The following is a 19,949-nucleotide window of genomic DNA, read 5'->3' on the forward strand; positions in this document are numbered from 1 at the left end:
CTAGCATGAATAAGATTAAACTCGAAGATATTACCCTAAATCACATCAAAATTTTAAAAGCAGTAGATGACTGTGGTAGCTTCTCTAAAGCAGCACAAAAGCTAGGGTATAGTCAAGCACTAATTAGTAAAAAAGTCAAACAAATAGAAGATTATTTCGGAGTAATTCTCCTAAATCGCTCTCCTGGCTGTATCGGTTTGACTAATAAAGGCAAGAAATTGATTTCTCAGACACTTAATGTAGTAGAAACTGTAGAAAATCTGCAAGAAGAATTTCAAGCAACATTTAGCGCTGAAGGTGAAGATTTGATATTGGGGGCTACTAATTTAATCTTAGAAGTCTGGCTCAAACAATATTTACAGCGATTTCAGCTTTGTTTTCCAGGGAGAAATATCAAAGAAATAGCGGTGAAAAATAGCATATTTTTCTCAAATTCTCAAGTTATAGAGATGGATCTCTTGCTCAATAGTTGCTCTGGATATAAGGAAGAACACCACTGTACTAGATTAACAACTCATAAAATGCTGCTTGTCTCCTTTAGGGCAAATAAATATCTCAATGAGCATAGCTTAGTTAAAATAAATGATATTGATCTAGCTGATATTGTACTTTTAGATGAGGTTCACCATGAACTATCTAAAAATGGATTTTTGATGAATGAATTAAGTGGTGTTCAGGTGCTACACAGTTATCAAGATGTACTCAACTACACTTCAATAAATCAAAAAATAACGATTTTACCTGATTTTTGTCAAGCTGACATAATATCTCAATACCAAGTCCTAACTCTCCCTATTCAAGATGTTAATGAATATGGGATTTATCTGCATGTTCCTCGCTTTAGTGAATTGTTAATATCCGCAGAGGGTTTGGTGAGAAGTTTTAGACTCGATCAGGATAACTTAGAAAGTTTGCCAAATGTAAATCTATTTTTAGGTAACTGTTCTACTAAAGAGGAAAATGTTCTGAAGATAGGTATTCAGAGTGATTCCATTGGACAGTTTATTGCTGGGTATGGGACTAAGTATATTTCTGATTTACAGAGAGCATCCTCATCACTTGAGCAGGCTATTTTCAAAAATATTGAAATTAATCGAGATTTTGAGTTACAAATTATCCCGTTTGCCTCTGGGGAACAAATGAACAGACAGATGAAACGGGGAGAACTAGATATTTGTATTTTAGATGATATTTCTCTTTTAAATAATGGTAGCCAATTCTTTGATGATTTAAGTTTTGGTTCTAAATTAATTGGGATTGCTTCGTATAATATTTTGGGTCAAGATATAAATATTGTTTTCCATAAAGATTCTTCTATAAACACTATCCAGGATCTAAAAGGTAAACGAATTTCCACCTTATTTGGTTCAAATGCTCATAGGTTCATCATTACTCTTTTTGACCTGTATGATATGGATGTCAGTAAAGATTGCAGATTAGTGAATGAAGATCCTCGGAAAGCAAGTAAGAGTTTGGCAAATAAAACTATAGATGCTTACGTGTGTTGTCACACTTTTGCCTCAATATTAGAAGGATATGCTTTTGTCAGAAAGCTGCCTCTATCTCAAACAACTAGTTTAAGAATTCCATCAATCAGGGGAATTGTTTGTCGTTCGCAGTTCATTAAAGAAAATCCTAAAATTGTAGTTGCTTATTTACATGATTTAGTAGTTGCTAATTATTGGTTTAATTCATCTCCAATCAATGCAGCAGATTTATTAACTAAAATGATTGATGTAAGAAAAACTCAAGTAAATAAATTTTTTAATCCTGTATTTGGTAACCGCATCGATCCGACTCTCAAGCCTCAATGGTCTTGGTTACTGAAAACTTTAAATCGCAGGTTGGAAGGAAAATATGGCATTTCACTATTTGATGTAGATTTTTGGATAGATGATTATTTTTTAAGACTTGTCTACAATTTGCTGAATTTAGATTATCACTTTCATCAGGTTTCTTTTGCAAGTGAATTTTCTAGCAGCTATTTTGTCGAGGAACAGTTTAGCAGACACATGAAAGTTCTCTATGATAAAGATAATCTACCGCTACAAGATGAAGATAGCAATCCAATCATACAGCAATATCCAATGTAAAATGAAAATCGCGCAGAAACTACCTAATTTTGAATTGAAAGAAAAATCTAAAATCTAAAATTGAATGACTCCTAAATCCTTCAATCATAATTAAGGGGCAATCTCTCCATGCTTGCTTTCACGAATCAAAAGCAGTCACAGGGCTATTGCCCCTAAATATTTTGAGCGTTTTTAGCGTAGACGCGAGAAGCAGCTTGCCGCAGGCATCGCTCTTTCCCCAAAAACACCTATGAATTATCTTTGATCAGGCTGTCTGGACTTATGACTCTACACACCATATTCCATAATCTCAACACAATTACTCAGCTGTGACCAGTTCAGTACTACCGCGTGTCCGTCGCCGTGTGAGGCTGTTGTATAGCATTACACTGATCGCCTTGATCAAATTGCCTTCCAATTCTTGGAACATCTTCATGTTCATGCCAAAGGCGGCGTTAGCTTCATCAACGATGCGATCGGTTGTAGCATCGTCAAGGGGTAATTCATCCAAAGTTTGACGATATTTGGCTTTGAATGCCTTCTCATCAGGAATCTCTGGAAACTCATAAAAAGCTATTCCTTGCCCATCAGACAAATTCATCGCTGTTACAGCAATATTTTTGAGAATTTGTCCCCCGGATAAGTCACCCAGGTAACGAGTATATGAATGGGCGATTAACAGTTCTGGTTGTGTTTGAGATATTTCTCGGATGCGCTGTACATAAGCTTCACCTGCGGGAGATAGTTTGATTTGCTCTTTCCAGTTGGCACCAAAGTAATAACTCAGGTCTTCCTCTAGGCTAGACTTGCGGTTTAGCTGAGGAAAGTTAATTTTAGAAACAATTGGGTGCTGGCGATGCTTTTCCATTTCCTCTTCCATCGCTGAGTAGACGAAGTAGAAATTAGCAACTAGTTTCCGATAAGAGTTTTTCTCGACTACTCCTTTTAAAAAGCACTTGACAAAACCTACATTTTCTGCCATCGTGTGGGCTTTCTTAGTGCCTACACGTAATTTGGTTGCTAAATTGCTGCTCATGCTAAAATTCTCAACTTTAAAAAGTTAACTGCCGGAGTTTTAATTCACTAACGGCTAAAGAAGCCATTAAAACGTTACCTTAAAACTATTTGATGAGAATTTATATTAAAATTTTTTAAGCTGTAAAGATTTTGTAGTTTTTTGCATAGCAACAAGGCTAAGGCAATAAAACTTTACATTTCGGGGTTTTGATTTTTTGTATTAGCTAAATTTTGCTTTCATTCTCAGCTTTCCTGAAAAACACTTGTGATGGAACAGGGTAATATTTATTACAGCTTTTTCTTTGTTAGTAGCATTGTAAAGTGTGAGCTAATCTATATCAAAATCAAGATTAAAGTTGAGGGCCTAAAAGGAATAATTAGCTAAAATGTGAAGACTTTACTGAGAATGTAAAAACCAATACTGACTTTCATGAAAGATTTACAATTAAACAGGCAGAACTTAAGTATTATTACGTAAGTAAGCCTAATCTAGAATGAATTTCTAAAGAGAAAAAGCATGTCGAAATTGGTGAATAAAGTCTTAATTAAGTGCTATTTTTCAGTGTGATTGTGTGGAGTGTTTAAAAATATGGTTTCATCTATAACTCGGACACTGGGCATTTCTGGGGGTTCTGCTTTTGAAGCTGATGGATTGGGCAAAGGGATTGAGAGCAGTTTTGCACTGAATTTAATCCCACTACCAGCAAATCCTTTATTTGGTACAGATGGAATTCGCGGCCGAGTCGGAGAATTACTGAGTGCGCCTTTAGCATTACAAGTTGGTTTTTGGACAGGGATTGTTTTACGTAACCATGCTACTCAAGTAGGGCCAGTCATTCTCGGACAGGACTCTAGAAACTCCAGCGATATGCTGGCAATGGCTTTGAGTGCAGGGTTAACAGCAGCAGGATTAGAGGTCTGGTATTTGGGACTATGTCCCACTCCTTGCGTTGCCTATCTTACCAGCATTAGTAATGCCATCGGCGGAGTGATGATTTCTGCCAGCCATAATCCTCCAGAAGACAATGGTATTAAGGTTTTTGATGCGGATGGTGGGAAGTTACCGCAAATATTGCAGGCAGAAATTGAAGCCGGACTGCGTGGCAAAATATCACCTATTGCTATCAGTAATTGTGGACGGCATTACTCACGTTTGGAGTTAGTGGGGCATTATGGCGAGGCGTTGAAAAAACCTTTGAATAGTGGCCTAAATCTTCAGGGAATGAAGATTGTTTTAGACTTGGCGTGGGGAGCAGCAGTCGGGTTAGCACCATCAGTATTTACACAAATGGGGGCAGAGGTAATCTGCTTGCATAATGAAGCAGATGGCGATCGCATTAATGTAAACTGCGGTTCTACACACTTAGATATTCTTTGTGCAACAGTACAAGAACACAACGCCGACATCGGCTTTGCCTTCGATGGCGACGCCGATCGCGTCTTAGCAGTAGACAATACAGGAAGGCAAGTTAACGGCGATTACATTCTCTATCTGTGGGGACGCCAGTTACAACAAAACCAGCAACTGCCGAATAACCTGATTGTATCTACTGTCATGGCCAACTTAGGGTTTGAGAAAGCTTGGCAGCAAATTGGTGGTAACTTGATTCGCACCGCAGTTGGCGACCAATATGTGCAAGCCGAAATGTTGCGGACTGGAGGAATGCTAGGCGGCGAACAATCAGGTCATATTGTTTGCCGTCATTATGCTGTTACTGGAGATGGCTTATTAACAGCATTACATATAGCAGCTTTACTGAAACAGGCGGGTGTTCCCTTTAGCGAATTGGTAGATCAAAGCTTCCAGACCTATCCGCAATTGTTGCGGAACGTGCGAGTCATAGATCGCGATCGCCGTTTGGGATGGCAAGATTGCCAACCTTTGCAACAAGCGATCGCTCTTGCTGAAGCTGCAATGGGTGATTCCGGCAGAATTTTGGTTCGCGCCTCTGGTACAGAACCAGTCATCAGAGTAATGGTAGAAGCTGCCAATGCCGAACTCGCCAATCACTGGACAAATGAATTAGTTTCCCAAGTGCAGCAGCATCTGATGGACTAAATTAACTATTATCTTAGCTTTTAACAAGCGCCAATTTTCCGTCACAGCTTCTACATATAATCAAAACTGGTTATCTGTAGAAGCTGTGATATTTGTATTTGTATTGTTAGATCATCTCCGGCTAATTACTTATCAAAAACTCAACGCCTCACTATAATTTAATACGCTTGGGTTAAAGCTTGATCCTCCCTAACCCTCCTTTTTAAGGAGGGAATTAAGAATTAAGCCCACTTTTTAAGGGGAGGCACTGCGGTCTTCTCCCCACAGCCCTTCTCTACGAGACGCGAACGCGAACGCTTAGAGCGAGTCCGCGTACCCCTTCGGGGAAGCTAGCTACGCGCAGCGTCTCGTAGAGAGCGTCTGGGGTTTTCCCAAGTGGAGCAAGTGGCGTGGGTTGGGAGGATCTTCCGGGGCAAAATATCACTAACACCAAGCGTATTCGACTTACAGCTATCCAAAGAAATTTGTCAACTCAATACCTTCGCCAATTTTTTAGAACGCCCGCAGAATGCGGGTTTTGGGCTATGGGTTGAAACCTAAATTCAAAAGCCTGAAACCCTTTGTGTCTAAGGAATTTAGCTTTTTTGTCTACCTCTAACCCTCTAATTTTGGCCAAGGTATTGTCAACTATAATAGATTTTCTGAGGCTGATAGGCTACAGCACCACTATGCCAAAATTCAAGTCAAAATCTCAGCAATCTAAAAACTCGAAAAAACAGGCTAAAAAGGAAACTTCTACCCTTAGCCTCAAAGAACAGTTAGCCCAAAAGCGCAAAGCAGCTCAAGCACGTAAAGAACTCACTAGCTTACTTACCACCGCCACCTTTGGCGGTGTCTTCGTTGGCATTCTGCTTTTTTTCGTAGCTGGAATTAAAGCAGCAATCCCTGGTGTCTTGGGGATACTCATCATGTCCCTTTCCTACAAATACCCGCGACAAGCGCTATATGCCTTCATCATTTACGTACCTGTTGGGGGTACTATCACTTACTACTTAGGTAATAGTCCCATACTCCAATTAGCTAAAGATGCTTTTTATGTTCCAGCCCTAATTGGACTTTGGCAAACTTGCCGTAAACAGGGGCTACCCATAATTATTCCCCAAGGCATTAAAATCCCACTTTATATTGTTTTGGGTTGCAGTTTGTTAACACTGTTGTTTATCAATGGTGGACAGCAGTTTAACCCGCCTAGTGTAGGACTATTGGAAAAATCACCCCAAGAAATACCCTTAGGTATGGGAATTCTGGGACTAAAAGTATTTTTAGGCTATGTCCCCCTGATTGGTTGTGCCTACTATTTAATTCGCGATAAGCGGGATTTTCTATTTTTATCACGCCTCCAGATTGTCCTCATACTGATTTGCTGTGTACTGGGATTTATTCAATATCTGTTACTACTAACTGGTGCATGTCAAGGCACTAGAGGTCTTGAAGGAGATGCCTTATTTAGAGCAACACTCGAAGCCAGGTGTTATTTTGGTGGAGCGTTAGTATATAGTCCCGATGAAGGGGTTATTCGCCTACCAGGGACATTTGTAGCTCCTTGGCAGTGGGCATGGTTCTTAATTGCCAGCACCTTTTTTACCTTTGCCACCGGCTTTACCGATCCTTCCCTAATATGGCGGCTGGTCGGTTTAGGTTCTTTAGTGACAGTCTTTATCAATGCTGTAATCTCTGGACAGAGAATCGCCTTAGCCTTAGTACCAACCTGCTTCGGGATTTTGCTATTGCTCACTGGACAACTTGGTAACCTTAAACGATTTATCCCTATTGGGATAGGACTTGCCCTAGTTTTGGGAATTGCGATGGTGACTAACCCTGCTGTTGTGCAAGAGAGAACTGAGAGTTTTACCAGTCGCTGGGACGCTTCACCACCTCAAGATTTTATCGTCCAGCAATTTGAAGAAAATTGGAAAAACGTAGACGGACCACTGGGAAGTGGCTTAGGTCGAGCAACTAACTCCGCCCGTGCAATGGGTAGAACTAAGCTTGTGGAAACCTACTACCCCAAACTACTTTATGAAGTTGGAATTCTTGGAGTACTAGCGTTTCTGAGTTTGGCAACAAGTTTAACAATTATTAGCTTTAAAACCTATCGTTCCATAAAGAACCGTAATTTCCGCAGTTACGGAGCAGCTTTGTGGGTGTTTATATTGTTTATTAGCTACAACACCTACTACTATCCTCTGGATGTTGATCCAGTTGCTGTCTATTATTGGTTTTATGCAGGAGTTCTTTTTAAATTGCCAGAGCTGGAGAAACAAGATAAGGAAGATACTAACCCTCAGCAAAAAAACCAGAAAAAACGTCTAAAAACAATTTAAATGAAATAAAAATGGCAAAAGTTATCATAGGAGGTCAAAAACACCTCAGCATTCCAAACCTACCTCGAAATTCTCGGCATACACTCATGCGCCCCAAGCCTTTTCCAGCAGGCAGATATCCTATAGAAAAAATTTGGTATCCTTTAGGCAGCTTTATTGCTTGGCAACCTGTATGGGAAAGATACCAAGCAATTCATTCTTTCAATAGAATTTTATATACAAATAAACCTTGGTTTCTCACCTTTGAGGATCATCGTGTTTTATATAGAAATCCTCATAATAAAGGTGAAGCGGCAATTTATGATTTATTAAATAATCGATTAGCACTAGAAAATTGCCGAAAAATTATCGCTATCTCTGATTATGCCAAGTTGAGATTAATTAAACGGATAGAAGGTTGGAAGATAGAAGAAAAAGTAACTAAGAAAGTGGATGTAATCCATTCCAACTTTCCAGTCAGGGTTAACCAATCGAAACTTTATCAGGAGCAGCAAAATCTCCAGCTTATATTTATCGGAAATCATATTGCCCGTAAAGGCGGAATTGTTGCTTTAAGACTCGCCAATAAAGCTGAAAAATTAGGTTTACCTATTACTGTACATATAATTTCGGAACTGGGACATGGTTCAGGAGTGCCGACGGATTTCCCCGATCGCACCAAATATGTAGAGGATTTAAAATTACTGGATTTAAATAATGTTGTCTTTCATAAAAGCATTCCTAATGAAAAAGTAATTCAGTTATTATCGCAGAGTCATTTTCAATTAATGGCGACATTACATGATACTTATGGCTATAGTATCATCGAAGGATTTTCCGTTGCCACTCCTGCAATTACGACAAATGTATGCGCCTTACCAGAGTTGATTCATCATGGGGAAAATGGCTATATTTTAGAATTACCAATTAATGAAATTAGGCACTGGAGTAATTGGCTACACGGAGATAAAACCAAAAGTAATGAATATTGGGAAATTCTCAATAGCACCTATGACTATCTGGCAGAGCAAGCATTGCAAAAAATCATCCAATTTTTTGATAGAACCGATAAACGAGAACATTATGAATTTTTAAGTGCAGGAGCATTAGCTCAAGCGCAAATTGTGCATAATTCCGAAAAGCAAAATGAGTTATTTGATAATCTATATGCAGCAGTATAAACAATTAATTGAATGTGAATTATGACTTTTTAGATTATGCGGAAAACCAACACCAGAGCTAACCACCGAGCAAGCTTCCCTACTAGGTAAAGGGGAAAATTCAAAGTCTCTCCCCTAGAAAGGGAGAGGTTGGGAGACAGGTTTTGCAGAACCCGTAAAAAGTCAAAATATAAATTAAAATAATCGCAGCTTACTAAATTTTATGAAAATTAATTTTTACAAGGCTATTATCTTTAAGAAAAACCATGAATAATTATCCTTTAATTTCTGTAGTTATCCCAACCTATGGTAGAGAGGAAGCACTACGCGATAGCATTGTGGATGTCCTAAAACAGGACTATTCAAATTTTGAAGTTTTGGTGGTAGACCAAACCCCAAAACATCAACCAGAAATTCAAGCCTACCTAGAGGAGATGGCGGGGGCAGGTAAAATTAAATGGTTGCGCTTAGATTGGGCAAGTTTGCCAGGGGCGCGGAATTATGCTGTGCGGCGGTCATTTGGTGAAATAATATTATTTATTGATGATGATGTTCAGTTAACCCCTGGATTGTTAGCAGCCCATGCAAAAAATTATTTGCAAAACCCAGAGGTGGGGGCTGTGGCCGGACGGGTATTTGACAGAATGAAATTGGGTGATTCTGGAGGAGATTTACAGATTGAATATCTGCCTCCCCAAGCTATGGATCCAGGAATTGCTTGGTATCATATTGATTTAGTACATACCATCAAACCCCAGCAAGTACTGACAGCGAGGGGTTGTAATATGTCTTTTCGCCGCGAAATTTTTACTAAGTACGGACTGAGGTTTGATGAGAGGTTTCGCGGTAGTGCAGTGCGCGAAGAGTCAGATTTTTGTTTGCGAGTGCGACAGACGGGGTATAAGATTTGGTACGACCCAGAAGCGCATTTGGTGCATTTAGGCGAAGAAACAGGGGGTTGTCATGATATTAGTATGCGATCGCTCAAATATCAACTCACCTTTTACCACAACCATTTTTTACTGGGGCTGAAAAACCTCACTGCTACTCAAGCTTTACGCCTATACGCCCGTTTATTTGACTGTCACGTCCTGGGACACCCACCTTGCAACAAAAGCGGTTCCCCCATCAAAATTGCCACTCGGGCTTTTTTCTACACTTTGGGTTTTTTTAAAGCCTTGGGTACTGTCATCCAATCAATATGGAACGATGGTCAAATTTACAGTCGGTTGGATGAACAAGTTTAATTAGGAGTAGAGACGCGATTAATCGCGTCTGTACAGGAGTTAGGAGTTAGTAAATAACAAAGGACAACTGACAAAGAATAAATAACAATTAATAAATATCAATGAAAATCTTAGTTGCTAGTCACACTTATATCGTAGACCTCAACTGTGAAAAATTACGCGCTTTATCTCAACTCGAACCAGGAGTTGAAGTGACAGTTGTAGTCCCAAAGCGCTGGAAACCAGGTGGCGTGCAAAACAGAATTATTCAAACGGAATACCGTGATGAAGGCACATTTAGAATAGTTCCAGTTTCTAATTTTAGTCAAAATCATCAGGGACTCCTTACCTTTGGTGCTGATTTGATATCCTTGTTAAAGCAATTTCGTCCGCAAATCATCCAGGTAGAACAAGGGTCTAGAGCATTGGCTTACACTCAAATGATTGCTTTAAATAAGCTATTAAGACTCAAGGCAAAAAATGTATTTTTTACTTGGTGGAATCTTCCCTATGAACTGAAACTACCAGTTTCTTTGTTAGAAAAATATAACCTCAATCACAGCCACGGCATCATTTCTGGCAATCAGGATGGGGCAGAAATTTTACGGCAACGGGGATATCAAGGAGCAATTAAAATCATGCCACAACTGGGCGTAGATGAAAATCTATTTACTCCCAAAGGACAACCAGAGTTAGCAGCTAATTTGGGCATTAGAAAAGGAGATTTTGTGGTAGGCTTTGTTGGGCGATTTGTGCAAGAAAAAGGTTTATTAACACTTTTACAAGCTTTAATAAGTTTGAAAAATAGACCTTGGAAATTACTACTACTTGGACGCGGAGAGTTACAAACTGAATTAATCAAAATAGCGACAGACAACAATATTAAAGAAAGGTTAATTTTGGTAGAAAGTGTCCCTCATGACAAGGTGACAAACTATATCAATTTAATGAGTACTTTAGTACTACCTTCAGAAACAACTTCTAAGTTTAAAACCCTAACTTCTGTTGGTTGGAAAGAACAATTTGGTCATGTGCTAATTGAGGCAATGGCTTGCCAAATACCTGTAATTGGTTCTGATTCTGGTGAAATTCCTTATGTAATTGGCGATGCTGGTTTAGTATTTCCTGAAGGTGATGCTCAAGCCCTTGCTAATTGCTTAGTTAAATTAATAGATAAACCTTATTATGCTCACACTCTAGGTGAAATGGGTTATAAAAAAGCAATGATTAAATATACAAATAAAGCTTTGGCTAAACAGCAATTAGAATTTTATCAAGAATTGGTTAATAGTCATTAGTCATTGGTCATTGGTTATTGGTCATTAGTGAATAACAAAAGACAATTGACAAGGGACAAATCACAAATGACAAAAAAATGAAAATATTACAAATTGTTCCCTCAATTTCTCTGATTTACGGCGGGCCTAGTCAAATGGTACTAGGATTAGCTCCAGCGTTGGTAAAAGAGGGAGTAGAAGTTACAATTCTTACAACTGATAGTAATGGTGATAATGGTCAAACACCTCTGGATGTTCCTTTAAATCGCCCAATTAAACAAGATGGCTATGAAATAATTTACTTTCGTTGTGCCCCGTTTCGTCGCTACAAATTTTCCCTAGATTTATTAAACTGGCTAAAATGTCATGCTCACGAGTTTGACATCGCACATATTCATGCTTTATTCTCCCCAATAATTAGTGCTGCTGCTATTGTGTGTCGTCAGCAAAAGCTACCTTATATTTTCCGTCCTTTGGGTACTCTCGATCCGGCTGATTTGCGTAAAAAAAAGCAATTAAAACAGCTTTATGTCGCAATTATAGAACGTCAAAATTTAGCTGGTGCGGCGGCTATTCATTTTACCAGCGATCAAGAAGCTAAAATATCAGAAAGATTTGGAGTATCTACGCCAGATTTGGTGATTCCTTTGGGTGTTATCCCCGCTCAATATCCTCTTAAAAATGTATGTAATCAGTTGCAAATACCAAAAGATGTACCGTTGGTGCTGTTTATGTCACGAATTGACCCGAAAAAGGGGTTAAATTTGTTGATTCCAGCGTTAGAAAAGCTGTTAGCGGTTGGTTATAAGTTTCATTTTGTTTTAGCTGGAACAAATCCCCAAGATCCAGATTACGAACAAAAGATAATATCCCAAATTCAAAATTCACCACTGCGATCGCACACTACAATTACTGGCTTTGTCACTGGTGAACTAAAAGTTAGTTTACTACAAGCTGCTGATTTATTTGTCTTGCCTTCTTACTACGAAAATTTTGGGATTGCTGTAGCTGAAGCGATGGTAGCAGGTATACCTGTGGTAATTTCTGACCAAGTGCATATTTGTCAACAGATACGTGATAGCGAGTCAGGTTGGGTATGTGCAACAGATGTCCAAGCACTAGTAGAGTTACTCCAAGAAGCTTTGCAAAATCCTGCAGAACGCCAACGACGGGGACTAAACGCCCAAAAATATGCATTGGAAAATTTTAGCTGGGATGCGATCGCTCGGCAAACAATCCAAGCCTACCAAAAAATTCTGACGAACAAATTAATTTAACCCAACGCAGACAACAGCAGTTTTTGCCAAATAGGCGCTAAAACTGCTTTAACAACGATATCCGCAATCACAAAACCAATCCCAATTAACATATAAGTTTTAGGAAAAGGAGACTTAGGAACTTCGCCTCTAATGCCAGTTACTAAATTTAATCCTAATGCAGCTAAAGCCACCCCAGTTGCGATAAACCCGATTATCCGCAAAATAGACCAAGGATACCACCCTAAAATAGCTGCTAACCAAGGTTTAGCACTAACTTTCACCAATTCTGCAACATAAAAATTCATGTAGTTCAGCATCCAAGTGCCAAATATCAATGCCACGCTACTTAAGGTAACAACGCAGAGAATACAAAAAATCCCGTAGTACAATAAATGACCTGGTAAAAATGAACTGAGTGAACCTTCTGAACCTTCTCCGGTGCGAATCCAGTGCAACATCTCTGTAGTGTATGACTGTCCACGAAGAATATTTTTTGCTGCTGTTTGTGGTGCGTAGGCGTAGCCCGTCGTAGACATCGTCGTTGCTGCAATTACGGCAATACTCTGCAACACTCCCCACAGTAACATCCACCAAAAAGCACTTTTATATTGTTGATGACGCACATGTAAAAATAAAATGGGATAGGGGACAGCAGCACCGAAAATCGGCATCAACCAGGGAATTCCAAAAACAAAACTCGCAGTTGTGCTGAGGATAACACCAATAACCAAAAATATTACTATCGTCATAAGTGATTCAAAAATAAAACAGACTGGGCACTAGCTACTGAGAGAGTATTCAAAAATATCTTCTTTGAAAACCCCTGGTGATAATTTTAGAGCTTGTCAGCTAATGCCTAGTTCCTAATCCCCAGTCCTTTTGACTAATCTTTACCTCCTCGATCTATTATCTAAGAGTGGTGACAACCTAAAATTTTGTTTCAAACCGCTAAAGCCCGATTGGGGAATAGGGGTTTTATGTCATGATGGCAAAGTAGAACACATATGCTTTTCTAACTACAGGGAATCTCACATGGCTCTTCGTCTAGGTGACACAGTACCCAACTTTACGCAAGCCTCAACACACGGCGACATCGATTTTTACGAATGGGCAGGTGACAGCTGGGTAGTGCTGTTCTCTCACCCTGCTGATTTTACACCTGTTTGCACAACAGAACTCGGCACAGTTGCCAAGCTAAAACCAGAATTTGACAAGCGCAATGTCAAAGCGATCGCACTTAGTGTTGATAACGTTGAATCCCACAAAGGCTGGGTGGGAGACATCGAAGAAACTCAAAGCACCACTCTTAACTACCCAATTTTGGCAGATGCGGATCGCAAGGTTTCTGACCTTTACGACATGATCCACCCGAATGCTAATGCGGCTGTGACAGTGCGATCGGTTTTCGTGATTGACCCCAACAAGAAACTCCGTCTCACTTTCACCTACCCTCCCAGCACGGGACGCAACTTTGATGAACTGTTGCGGGTAATTGATTCTCTGCAATTGACTGATAACTATAGTGTGGCCACACCAGCTGACTGGAAAGATGGAGAGGATGTCGTAATTGTCCCCTCACTCAAAGATCCAGAAGTACTTAAACAGAAATTCCCCAAAGGTTATGAGGAAGTCAAACCCTATTTGCGGGTAACTCCTCAGCCTAACAAGTAAATCTGAAAATGATTTTGGATAAAAAAGCAAAGGCGCAAAGTTTTATCTTGGCGTCTTTGTTTCTTTGCGTGAGAATATAGTTACTCGGCTAGGCATCATAACCTGGAGGAAATCCCTATGTTCTCATCTCCTTTGGTTTTGCAAATTCCGTCATCAATGCAAATGACAGACGAACAATTTTTTGAATTTTGTCAGGTGAATCGTGACTTACGCATTGAGCGGAATAAATTTGGAGATTTGGTAATTATGCCTCCTACTGGTTCAGAGACAGGAAACCGAGAAGTTAATATCTCAGGACAGCTATGGGTGTGGTCAGAACAAGATGGTACAGGTATAACTTTTAGCTCTAGTACCGGATTTAAGTTATCAACAGGTGCAGAACGCTCTCCAGATGCTTCCTGGATTAAACTAGAACGGTGGAATGCTCTGTCTCCAAAACAACAAGAAAAATTTGCACCTATTTGTCCAGATTTTGTAGTCGAACTCAAATCTCCCAGCGACAACCTCCAAACTTTGAAGGAAAAAATGGAGGAATATATGAATGAGCCAGGAATACAGTTAGGCTGGTTGATTGACCGTAAGCAGCGTAAAGTCTATATTTATCGTCCTGGATTATCAGAGGAATGTTTGGATAATCCTACGACTGTTAGCGGTGAGTCGCTATTACCTGGGTTTATTCTCAATATGAGTAAAGTTTGGTAGAGAAAGTTTTAGTTAAATTTAGCTTTGGGATAATATAGCAATTTCAATTAGTAAATTTGGGTAACATCGAAGGGTAATTGTAATGATAAAAGTACTACCTTTACCTAATTCAGTTTGCACGTTGAAACTACCTTGGTGTGGCTGAATCATTGCCTCAATGATCGCTAATTATAATCTAAAGCCACCAGTTTTACGAGAGCGATCGCTATCAAACATTATTGCCAGCTATGCAGCTTGAACCTATGGAAGAAAACTGTTAGGCAGGATTCTCTCAATATCCTAGTACGTCACGGCGTAAATAGCGCAAAGTCGAGCCAGTCCGTTGGTGGGGTTCCCCCACTTAAAGGAACTGGCGTTGAGCGGCGGTTCCCGCCGTTGACGTAGCCCGCCGTAGGCATCAGAACTTTGCAAGACGAGTAACCATTTAAAAACTCTAAAAACCCCATTCCATAATACTTTTGAATAAGTGACTTTTGGCTTTTGACTTCCGCCTTGCGGTACTAGTACCCTTGCAAAATGCATACGGAAGGTATTAGTAATGCACTATAGTACATACAAATTGTCGTATAATAACTATTTAGACATCAAATAAAAATTTTTAGTTACTCTTTAAAATTTATAATTATCACAGCCAAACTGCAAAAATGATTACTATTGCTAAAAGAGTAAAATCAGCTATCGACCATTGGGACAAAGGTGAGATTGAGCTAGCTTTGACTGATGCTTGTATTGCTGTTGATGCAACTTCTATCAAGTACTATAAACTTCCCAAATCTTCATGGAAGGACTATCAACGCTTTCTTAAGGAATTCATGTGGCTGATCACATATTCTGGTCTGCCTGGATTAATGAGCCAGAATGTAGAAGTTCCACGAGGTAAGTTATCTTTTCCAGGCGTTACAGGTGATACTGTTTCTGTAGAACAACTGATTTATTACGTTTTAAGGTGTGATTTAGTTCATGGCAACTCAATTGATCCAAATCTTATCTTTAGTAATCATGTAACTTTGGGAACGGATGGCGATAAACTATTAATTTCCAGTAACATAGTTTGGGGAATTCTTCATTCTGTAATTTTCAATCCTGCTAATGCAAATGAAACAATTGGTGAAGAATTTTATTGGACTTCAATAACAGACTTTAAAATGTTTATTGATGACTATTGGGGCAAAATACATATTCCTAAAAAAATAATTCAATTGTATACAGGTGTGATTGTATAGCGCAGGTATATCCATATCTAATAATTTGGTTGGATTCGATAAAGAAGAATTGTATATAACTCAATACGCTTGGGTTAAGGCTAAAACTCTTTCTTCAAGTCAATTTTTTTTAACGTAGACGCGGAGCGGCTTGCCGCAGGCTACCGCCAAGGACGCAAAGGACGCAAAGAGAAGGAAGAAATTCTTAACCCAAGCGTATTGGTATATAACTTCCATACGCTCAGAGGAAATTTACCTAGTTTGTCAAGCAATTAACGAAGTGCAGCCTGAGATTTTGCGATCGCATCTTGCAACCTTTGCAGATGACTGGGATAGCACAAAAATCAGTATCTATAACAACTATGATGCAGCTAAAACAAACATTTAAACGAGGTGATATTGTTCTATTACTATTTCGAGAGCATCCCAATGCAAGCCAAAAGACACAGGACTGGTACAAAAACCCTGTACAAACCTCTTTGGTTTATGTTCTAACCTGCGGTCAGCCACAACTCTTGGAGACGCTCCGCGTAGCTTGCTTTCACGAAGTGGTACGGCTCAAACTTTGCGCTGCGTCGTTGGCGTAGCCCAAGGTAGAGAAGAGGCTGCGCTAACACAAAAGGCGGGAAACGACGCGATACACCTTTGGCTGCGGCAAGCCGAGTCAGCGTCTACGTTATTTTAAACACGCTGTAAGTCAAAATACTGTATGAAAATAAACTTGCATATTTGGGATGCTCCCACTATTTTCAAATTTTAACCTGACTACTGCTAAAACACGACCTGCTCTGATTGTGCAAACTACGAATTACGAATTAGTATCACTGGTTATACCAAGTTTTTCGCCACTGCTGCATTTGCTTAATCTCTGTATTTTGTGCCTTGATAATTTCTTGGGCTAATTGCTTGATTTCAGGACGCTTAGACTTACTCAAGACATCTTTTGCCATTGTTACAGCCCCTTCATGGTGAGGAATCATCGCATTGATAAAGCGCAGATCAAATTCAGCATCAGCTGCACCTAAGTCTTGACTCATCATCATGGCTTTCATTTGGTCAGATGACATCTCCATCATGTGACCCATTTGACTGTCATAAGCCATTGGTTTATCTCCCGCCTTGGGATACCAAGCTTGTCGCCACTGCTTCATCTGAGTGATTTCTTGGTTTTGCGATTTGATGATATTGTCTGCTAGTTTTTTGATTTCAGGGCGTTTTGATTTCTGCTGTGCTTCTTTAGCCATTTCCACAGCTCCTTGATGGTGCGGTATCATAGCGTCGATAAACCGTAAATCAAAATTAGCATCGGCTGGGCCTAAATCCATTGCCATGCTGTGATTCATCTGCTTGTCACTAGCATTGGTAGCAATTACGTTTGGGGCTTGGCTTTCGTTCTGGGAAGCAGTATTGGTACAAGCTGTGATTAACCCACCGGCTGAGGTGATCGCAGTCAAGGTTAACGCCAAAAAGCCATTCCTCAAAGATAGCAGTTGCATAAGTCTCACATAACAGTTTCCTAATTCTATAATTTAACGTAAGTTAGATGAACCTCTCCCTGTCTTGAACTAAAGTTCAAGTCTTTCCCTCTCCGACTCGGAGAGGGACAGGTTTTGCGTAGTAAAACCAGGAAGAGGTTTTTTATTCGACTGATGAAATCTAAAGATACCCAACTTCTTTAATAAGCCGGGTATCCGGTTTTTCATTTTTCACTCAAAATTGTGTAAGCTTCATTAACTAAATGCATTTTCTCTTGTGCTTGTTTTTGCAGTTGCGGCTGATTAACAAACAAATCTGGATGCCATTTTTTTACTAAAGTTCGATAAGCCTGCTTCACCTCAGCCAAAGAAGCATTTGTTTGTAATCCTAAAATGCTGTAGGCGCGAGTAATTTTATCTATTTCTGCATGGGTTTTTGGTTGGTTGGGCGCTTTATTGCTTTGAGTTGTATTTTGCTGTTTGCCAGTTTTAAAATTAGGCGATGTCTGACGACAAGCCTTAGGGCTACGCATCTCTGCTTTCATTCGCGCTATTTCCTCATTCAGTTCCCAATCCCGAAATTTCGCTTCCACCTCTTCTGGACGTGCAGAGGGAGAAGCTTTAGGCGGTGGTAGTGGAGAAACAGATTCTACCCTTGTCCCAGTATTCTTAGCAGTATTTTCCTGTTGTTGCTTAATACCAGGATCTTTTTCAGGAGAAGTTTGAACTCTCTTTGGCTGTGGCGAATATTTTATCTTAGTATTTGTGTATTTTGGTATTTCTTTATAAGGTTGATGATTTAAGAGGATTTTCACTTTTTCTAACTCTCGTAGCAACTGATTAAAACCCTTTTGTAACTGCTGCAACTTTTCACGCTTATTAGTCACTTCTAATGGTTCTTGACTGGATTCAAAACAAATTACTTTTTCGGCTTTCTGCTCATATTCAGTTAAAATTGATAAGCCTTGACTGCTGAAGCGAGAGAAATAATCTTCAATTGCAGTTATACAAAGTTTAGCAACTTCCTGATGATAAGATTCCTTTGCTGATTGTTCGTCTTGTTTTTGGATATTCTTGTTTAACAAATAAGAAATACTCCCGACGACAGCAGCACCAACTGGGCCGCCTAACAACCAACCAATACCACCACCAACAGCGATGGAACCAGGTTCACTTAAATCATCAGTAGTGCTTGGCTTTGAGGGTAGTATTAATTGTGGTTCGCTAGGAAAGGGAATTAATAAATCTTGCGGTCGTTCTTCTTGGAAAAATTCGTAAGCTTGATAAAGCCATTTCACCGCAGCCAATTGTAATTGATTCAAGTCTTTTTTAAGAGTATTTGTTTCCCAAGCTTTAAAGTTATTTTCTGCCAATGCAACTGCCGCATCAGCTTGATATTTTGTGAGTAGCTTGGGTAATACTAGCCAATCGCGTAACTCTCCCACGCTAGTAGCAAAACCTTTATAAATTAAGTTGGCTGCTTTTTGTTTAATTTCAATTTTAGTATTTTGTTTATCATCAAAAGATTTTATTTCAATAGCAATCGGGTCAATTTTAGCTTTTAATAAAAGTTGGATTTTAGAAGCGATCGCCTCCACTCTTGGCAAACGCACATTACCACGATTTGGTTGCAAAATTCCCACAATATTTTGCAAAGCTGTTTCAAAAGCCGCTAACCCGCTACTATTAGCAGCAGCAACATCACCTTTTAATCTGGCTCTTAAGGCAGGTAAAGCATCAACGCGATATAAATTACTAAAACCCGAAGGTAATTCGGCTCGAAAGCTTTCCGCAACAAACACTAAGCGATTTTGAACTTGTTTTTGCTCGTCGGGTTCAAGTAAGTTAATAAAATTAGCAATAAATATAACTGTTTTAATGCCGCGATCTAATAGCCAATCTCGTAAGTTTTCCCGCTCCCCTAAAGTCATTAACTTACGTGCATCTAATAATTGTATAACTAAATCTGCACTTAAGAGTTGTTCTCGAATTAAATTATCTTGTTCATCTCGATCATTTGTTCCCGGTAAATCGAGCAATTCTACACCTGTTTCCAAAAATGGATGCGGACAAAAAACTTCCACAGATGCTACATCTTTTCGCATCTGCCTATTGCCATCAAGAATTGCAAATTGCTGTAAAACTTCTGTGCCACTGCGATAGATTTCTGTGCCATCTACCAACATGATGCGAGTCTGCACATCAGAGCCATACTTGATAGTAATCGCTGCGCCTGTGGTGGGAATTAAATCAATTGGTAAGGTGCGATTCCCCAATATGGCATTCAATAGGGTAGACTTGCCATGATTAAAAGGCCCAAATACCGCAATCCGAAAGTTAGGATTAACTAGATGATTGCAAATAGTAATTATATCTTGATGCAGTTGCGATTTGCGCTCTAAATTCAGTAACGCAGATGCAGATTTGAGAGAATCTGCTAAATCCTTATAACCTTCATACTGTTGTTGCATAGTTCCTCGTTAGTTCCTCGTTCCCAGCTTCTAGCTGGGAACGAGAGTAATGAGA

General features: G+C 39.5%; 15 protein-coding genes. 11 read left to right on the forward strand and 4 right to left on the reverse strand.

The window, feature by feature from the left end:
* The first annotated feature begins 5 nt into the window (after positions 1-5).
* On the forward strand, positions 6-2,093 hold the full coding sequence (locus V7L29_RS10680; RefSeq protein WP_334735435.1) for a LysR family transcriptional regulator: 2,088 nt from the start codon (positions 6-8) through the stop codon (positions 2,091-2,093).
* Positions 2,094-2,391: 298 nt separating this feature from the next.
* On the opposite strand, the gene V7L29_RS10685 is transcribed toward V7L29_RS10680, so the two are convergent.
* Positions 2,392-3,108 (reverse strand): biliverdin-producing heme oxygenase, encoded by a 717-nt coding sequence (locus V7L29_RS10685; protein WP_334735436.1) that lies wholly within the window; start codon positions 3,106-3,108, stop codon positions 2,392-2,394.
* Positions 3,109-3,678: 570 nt separating this feature from the next.
* On the opposite strand from V7L29_RS10685, the gene glmM reads away from it, so the two are divergent.
* The 6 genes from glmM (at position 3,679) to hpsP (ending at position 12,391) form a co-directional block, all read left to right on the forward strand.
* A complete protein-coding gene (gene glmM, locus V7L29_RS10690) occupies positions 3,679-5,148 on the forward strand; it encodes a phosphoglucosamine mutase (RefSeq protein ID WP_334691759.1) in 1,470 nt (489 codons plus the stop codon).
* A 668-nt stretch (positions 5,149-5,816) separates the two neighbouring features.
* The gene (gene hpsL, locus V7L29_RS10695) at positions 5,817-7,472 is read left to right on the forward strand and encodes a hormogonium polysaccharide biosynthesis protein HpsL (RefSeq protein ID WP_334691758.1); all 1,656 of its coding nucleotides are present in this window, start codon (positions 5,817-5,819) and stop codon (positions 7,470-7,472) included.
* A gap of 86 nt (positions 7,473-7,558) precedes the next feature.
* The gene (locus tag V7L29_RS10700; protein WP_334735437.1) at positions 7,559-8,632 is read left to right on the forward strand and encodes a glycosyltransferase family 4 protein; all 1,074 of its coding nucleotides are present in this window, start codon (positions 7,559-7,561) and stop codon (positions 8,630-8,632) included.
* Between the two features lie 245 nt (positions 8,633-8,877).
* Positions 8,878-9,858 (forward strand): hormogonium polysaccharide biosynthesis glycosyltransferase HpsN, encoded by a 981-nt coding sequence (hpsN, locus tag V7L29_RS10705; RefSeq protein WP_334691756.1) that lies wholly within the window; start codon positions 8,878-8,880, stop codon positions 9,856-9,858.
* A 101-nt stretch (positions 9,859-9,959) separates the two neighbouring features.
* On the forward strand, positions 9,960-11,135 hold the full coding sequence (hpsO, locus tag V7L29_RS10710) for a hormogonium polysaccharide biosynthesis glycosyltransferase HpsO (RefSeq protein WP_334691755.1): 1,176 nt from the start codon (positions 9,960-9,962) through the stop codon (positions 11,133-11,135).
* A 77-nt stretch (positions 11,136-11,212) separates the two neighbouring features.
* The gene (gene hpsP / locus V7L29_RS10715; protein WP_334735438.1) at positions 11,213-12,391 is read left to right on the forward strand and encodes a hormogonium polysaccharide biosynthesis glycosyltransferase HpsP; all 1,179 of its coding nucleotides are present in this window, start codon (positions 11,213-11,215) and stop codon (positions 12,389-12,391) included.
* On the opposite strand, the gene V7L29_RS10720 is transcribed toward hpsP, so the two are convergent.
* A complete protein-coding gene (locus tag V7L29_RS10720; protein WP_334735439.1) occupies positions 12,388-13,122 on the reverse strand; it encodes a hypothetical protein in 735 nt (244 codons plus the stop codon). The genes hpsP and V7L29_RS10720 overlap by 4 nt on opposite strands.
* 283 nt (positions 13,123-13,405) lie before the next feature.
* Between V7L29_RS10720 and V7L29_RS10725 the strand changes: the two genes are divergently transcribed.
* From V7L29_RS10725 to V7L29_RS10740, 4 genes are all read left to right on the forward strand, one after another.
* Positions 13,406-14,044 (forward strand): peroxiredoxin, encoded by a 639-nt coding sequence (locus V7L29_RS10725; protein WP_334691752.1) that lies wholly within the window; start codon positions 13,406-13,408, stop codon positions 14,042-14,044.
* A 117-nt stretch (positions 14,045-14,161) separates the two neighbouring features.
* Positions 14,162-14,746 carry a Uma2 family endonuclease gene (locus tag V7L29_RS10730; RefSeq protein ID WP_334691751.1) on the forward strand — a complete coding sequence of 195 codons (585 nt, stop codon included), beginning with the start codon at positions 14,162-14,164 and terminating at the stop codon, positions 14,744-14,746.
* Positions 14,747-15,390: 644 nt separating this feature from the next.
* On the forward strand, positions 15,391-15,969 hold the full coding sequence (locus tag V7L29_RS10735) for a hypothetical protein (protein WP_334691750.1): 579 nt from the start codon (positions 15,391-15,393) through the stop codon (positions 15,967-15,969).
* 341 nt (positions 15,970-16,310) lie between these two features.
* Entirely contained in the window at positions 16,311-16,535 is a 225-nt protein-coding gene (locus V7L29_RS10740; RefSeq protein ID WP_334735440.1) for a hypothetical protein, read from the forward strand.
* A 234-nt stretch (positions 16,536-16,769) separates the two neighbouring features.
* On the opposite strand, the gene V7L29_RS10745 is transcribed toward V7L29_RS10740, so the two are convergent.
* Both V7L29_RS10745 and V7L29_RS10750 read right to left on the reverse strand, forming a co-directional pair.
* A complete protein-coding gene (locus tag V7L29_RS10745) occupies positions 16,770-17,444 on the reverse strand; it encodes a DUF305 domain-containing protein (RefSeq protein WP_334735441.1) in 675 nt (224 codons plus the stop codon).
* A 203-nt stretch (positions 17,445-17,647) separates the two neighbouring features.
* Positions 17,648-19,894 (reverse strand): dynamin family protein, encoded by a 2,247-nt coding sequence (locus tag V7L29_RS10750; protein ID WP_334735442.1) that lies wholly within the window; start codon positions 19,892-19,894, stop codon positions 17,648-17,650.
* Between the last annotated feature and the right edge of the window lie 55 nt (positions 19,895-19,949).

It is taken from the genome of Nostoc sp. (assembly GCF_036916575.1).
Classification (GTDB): Bacteria; Cyanobacteriota; Cyanobacteriia; order Cyanobacteriales; family Nostocaceae; genus Nostoc.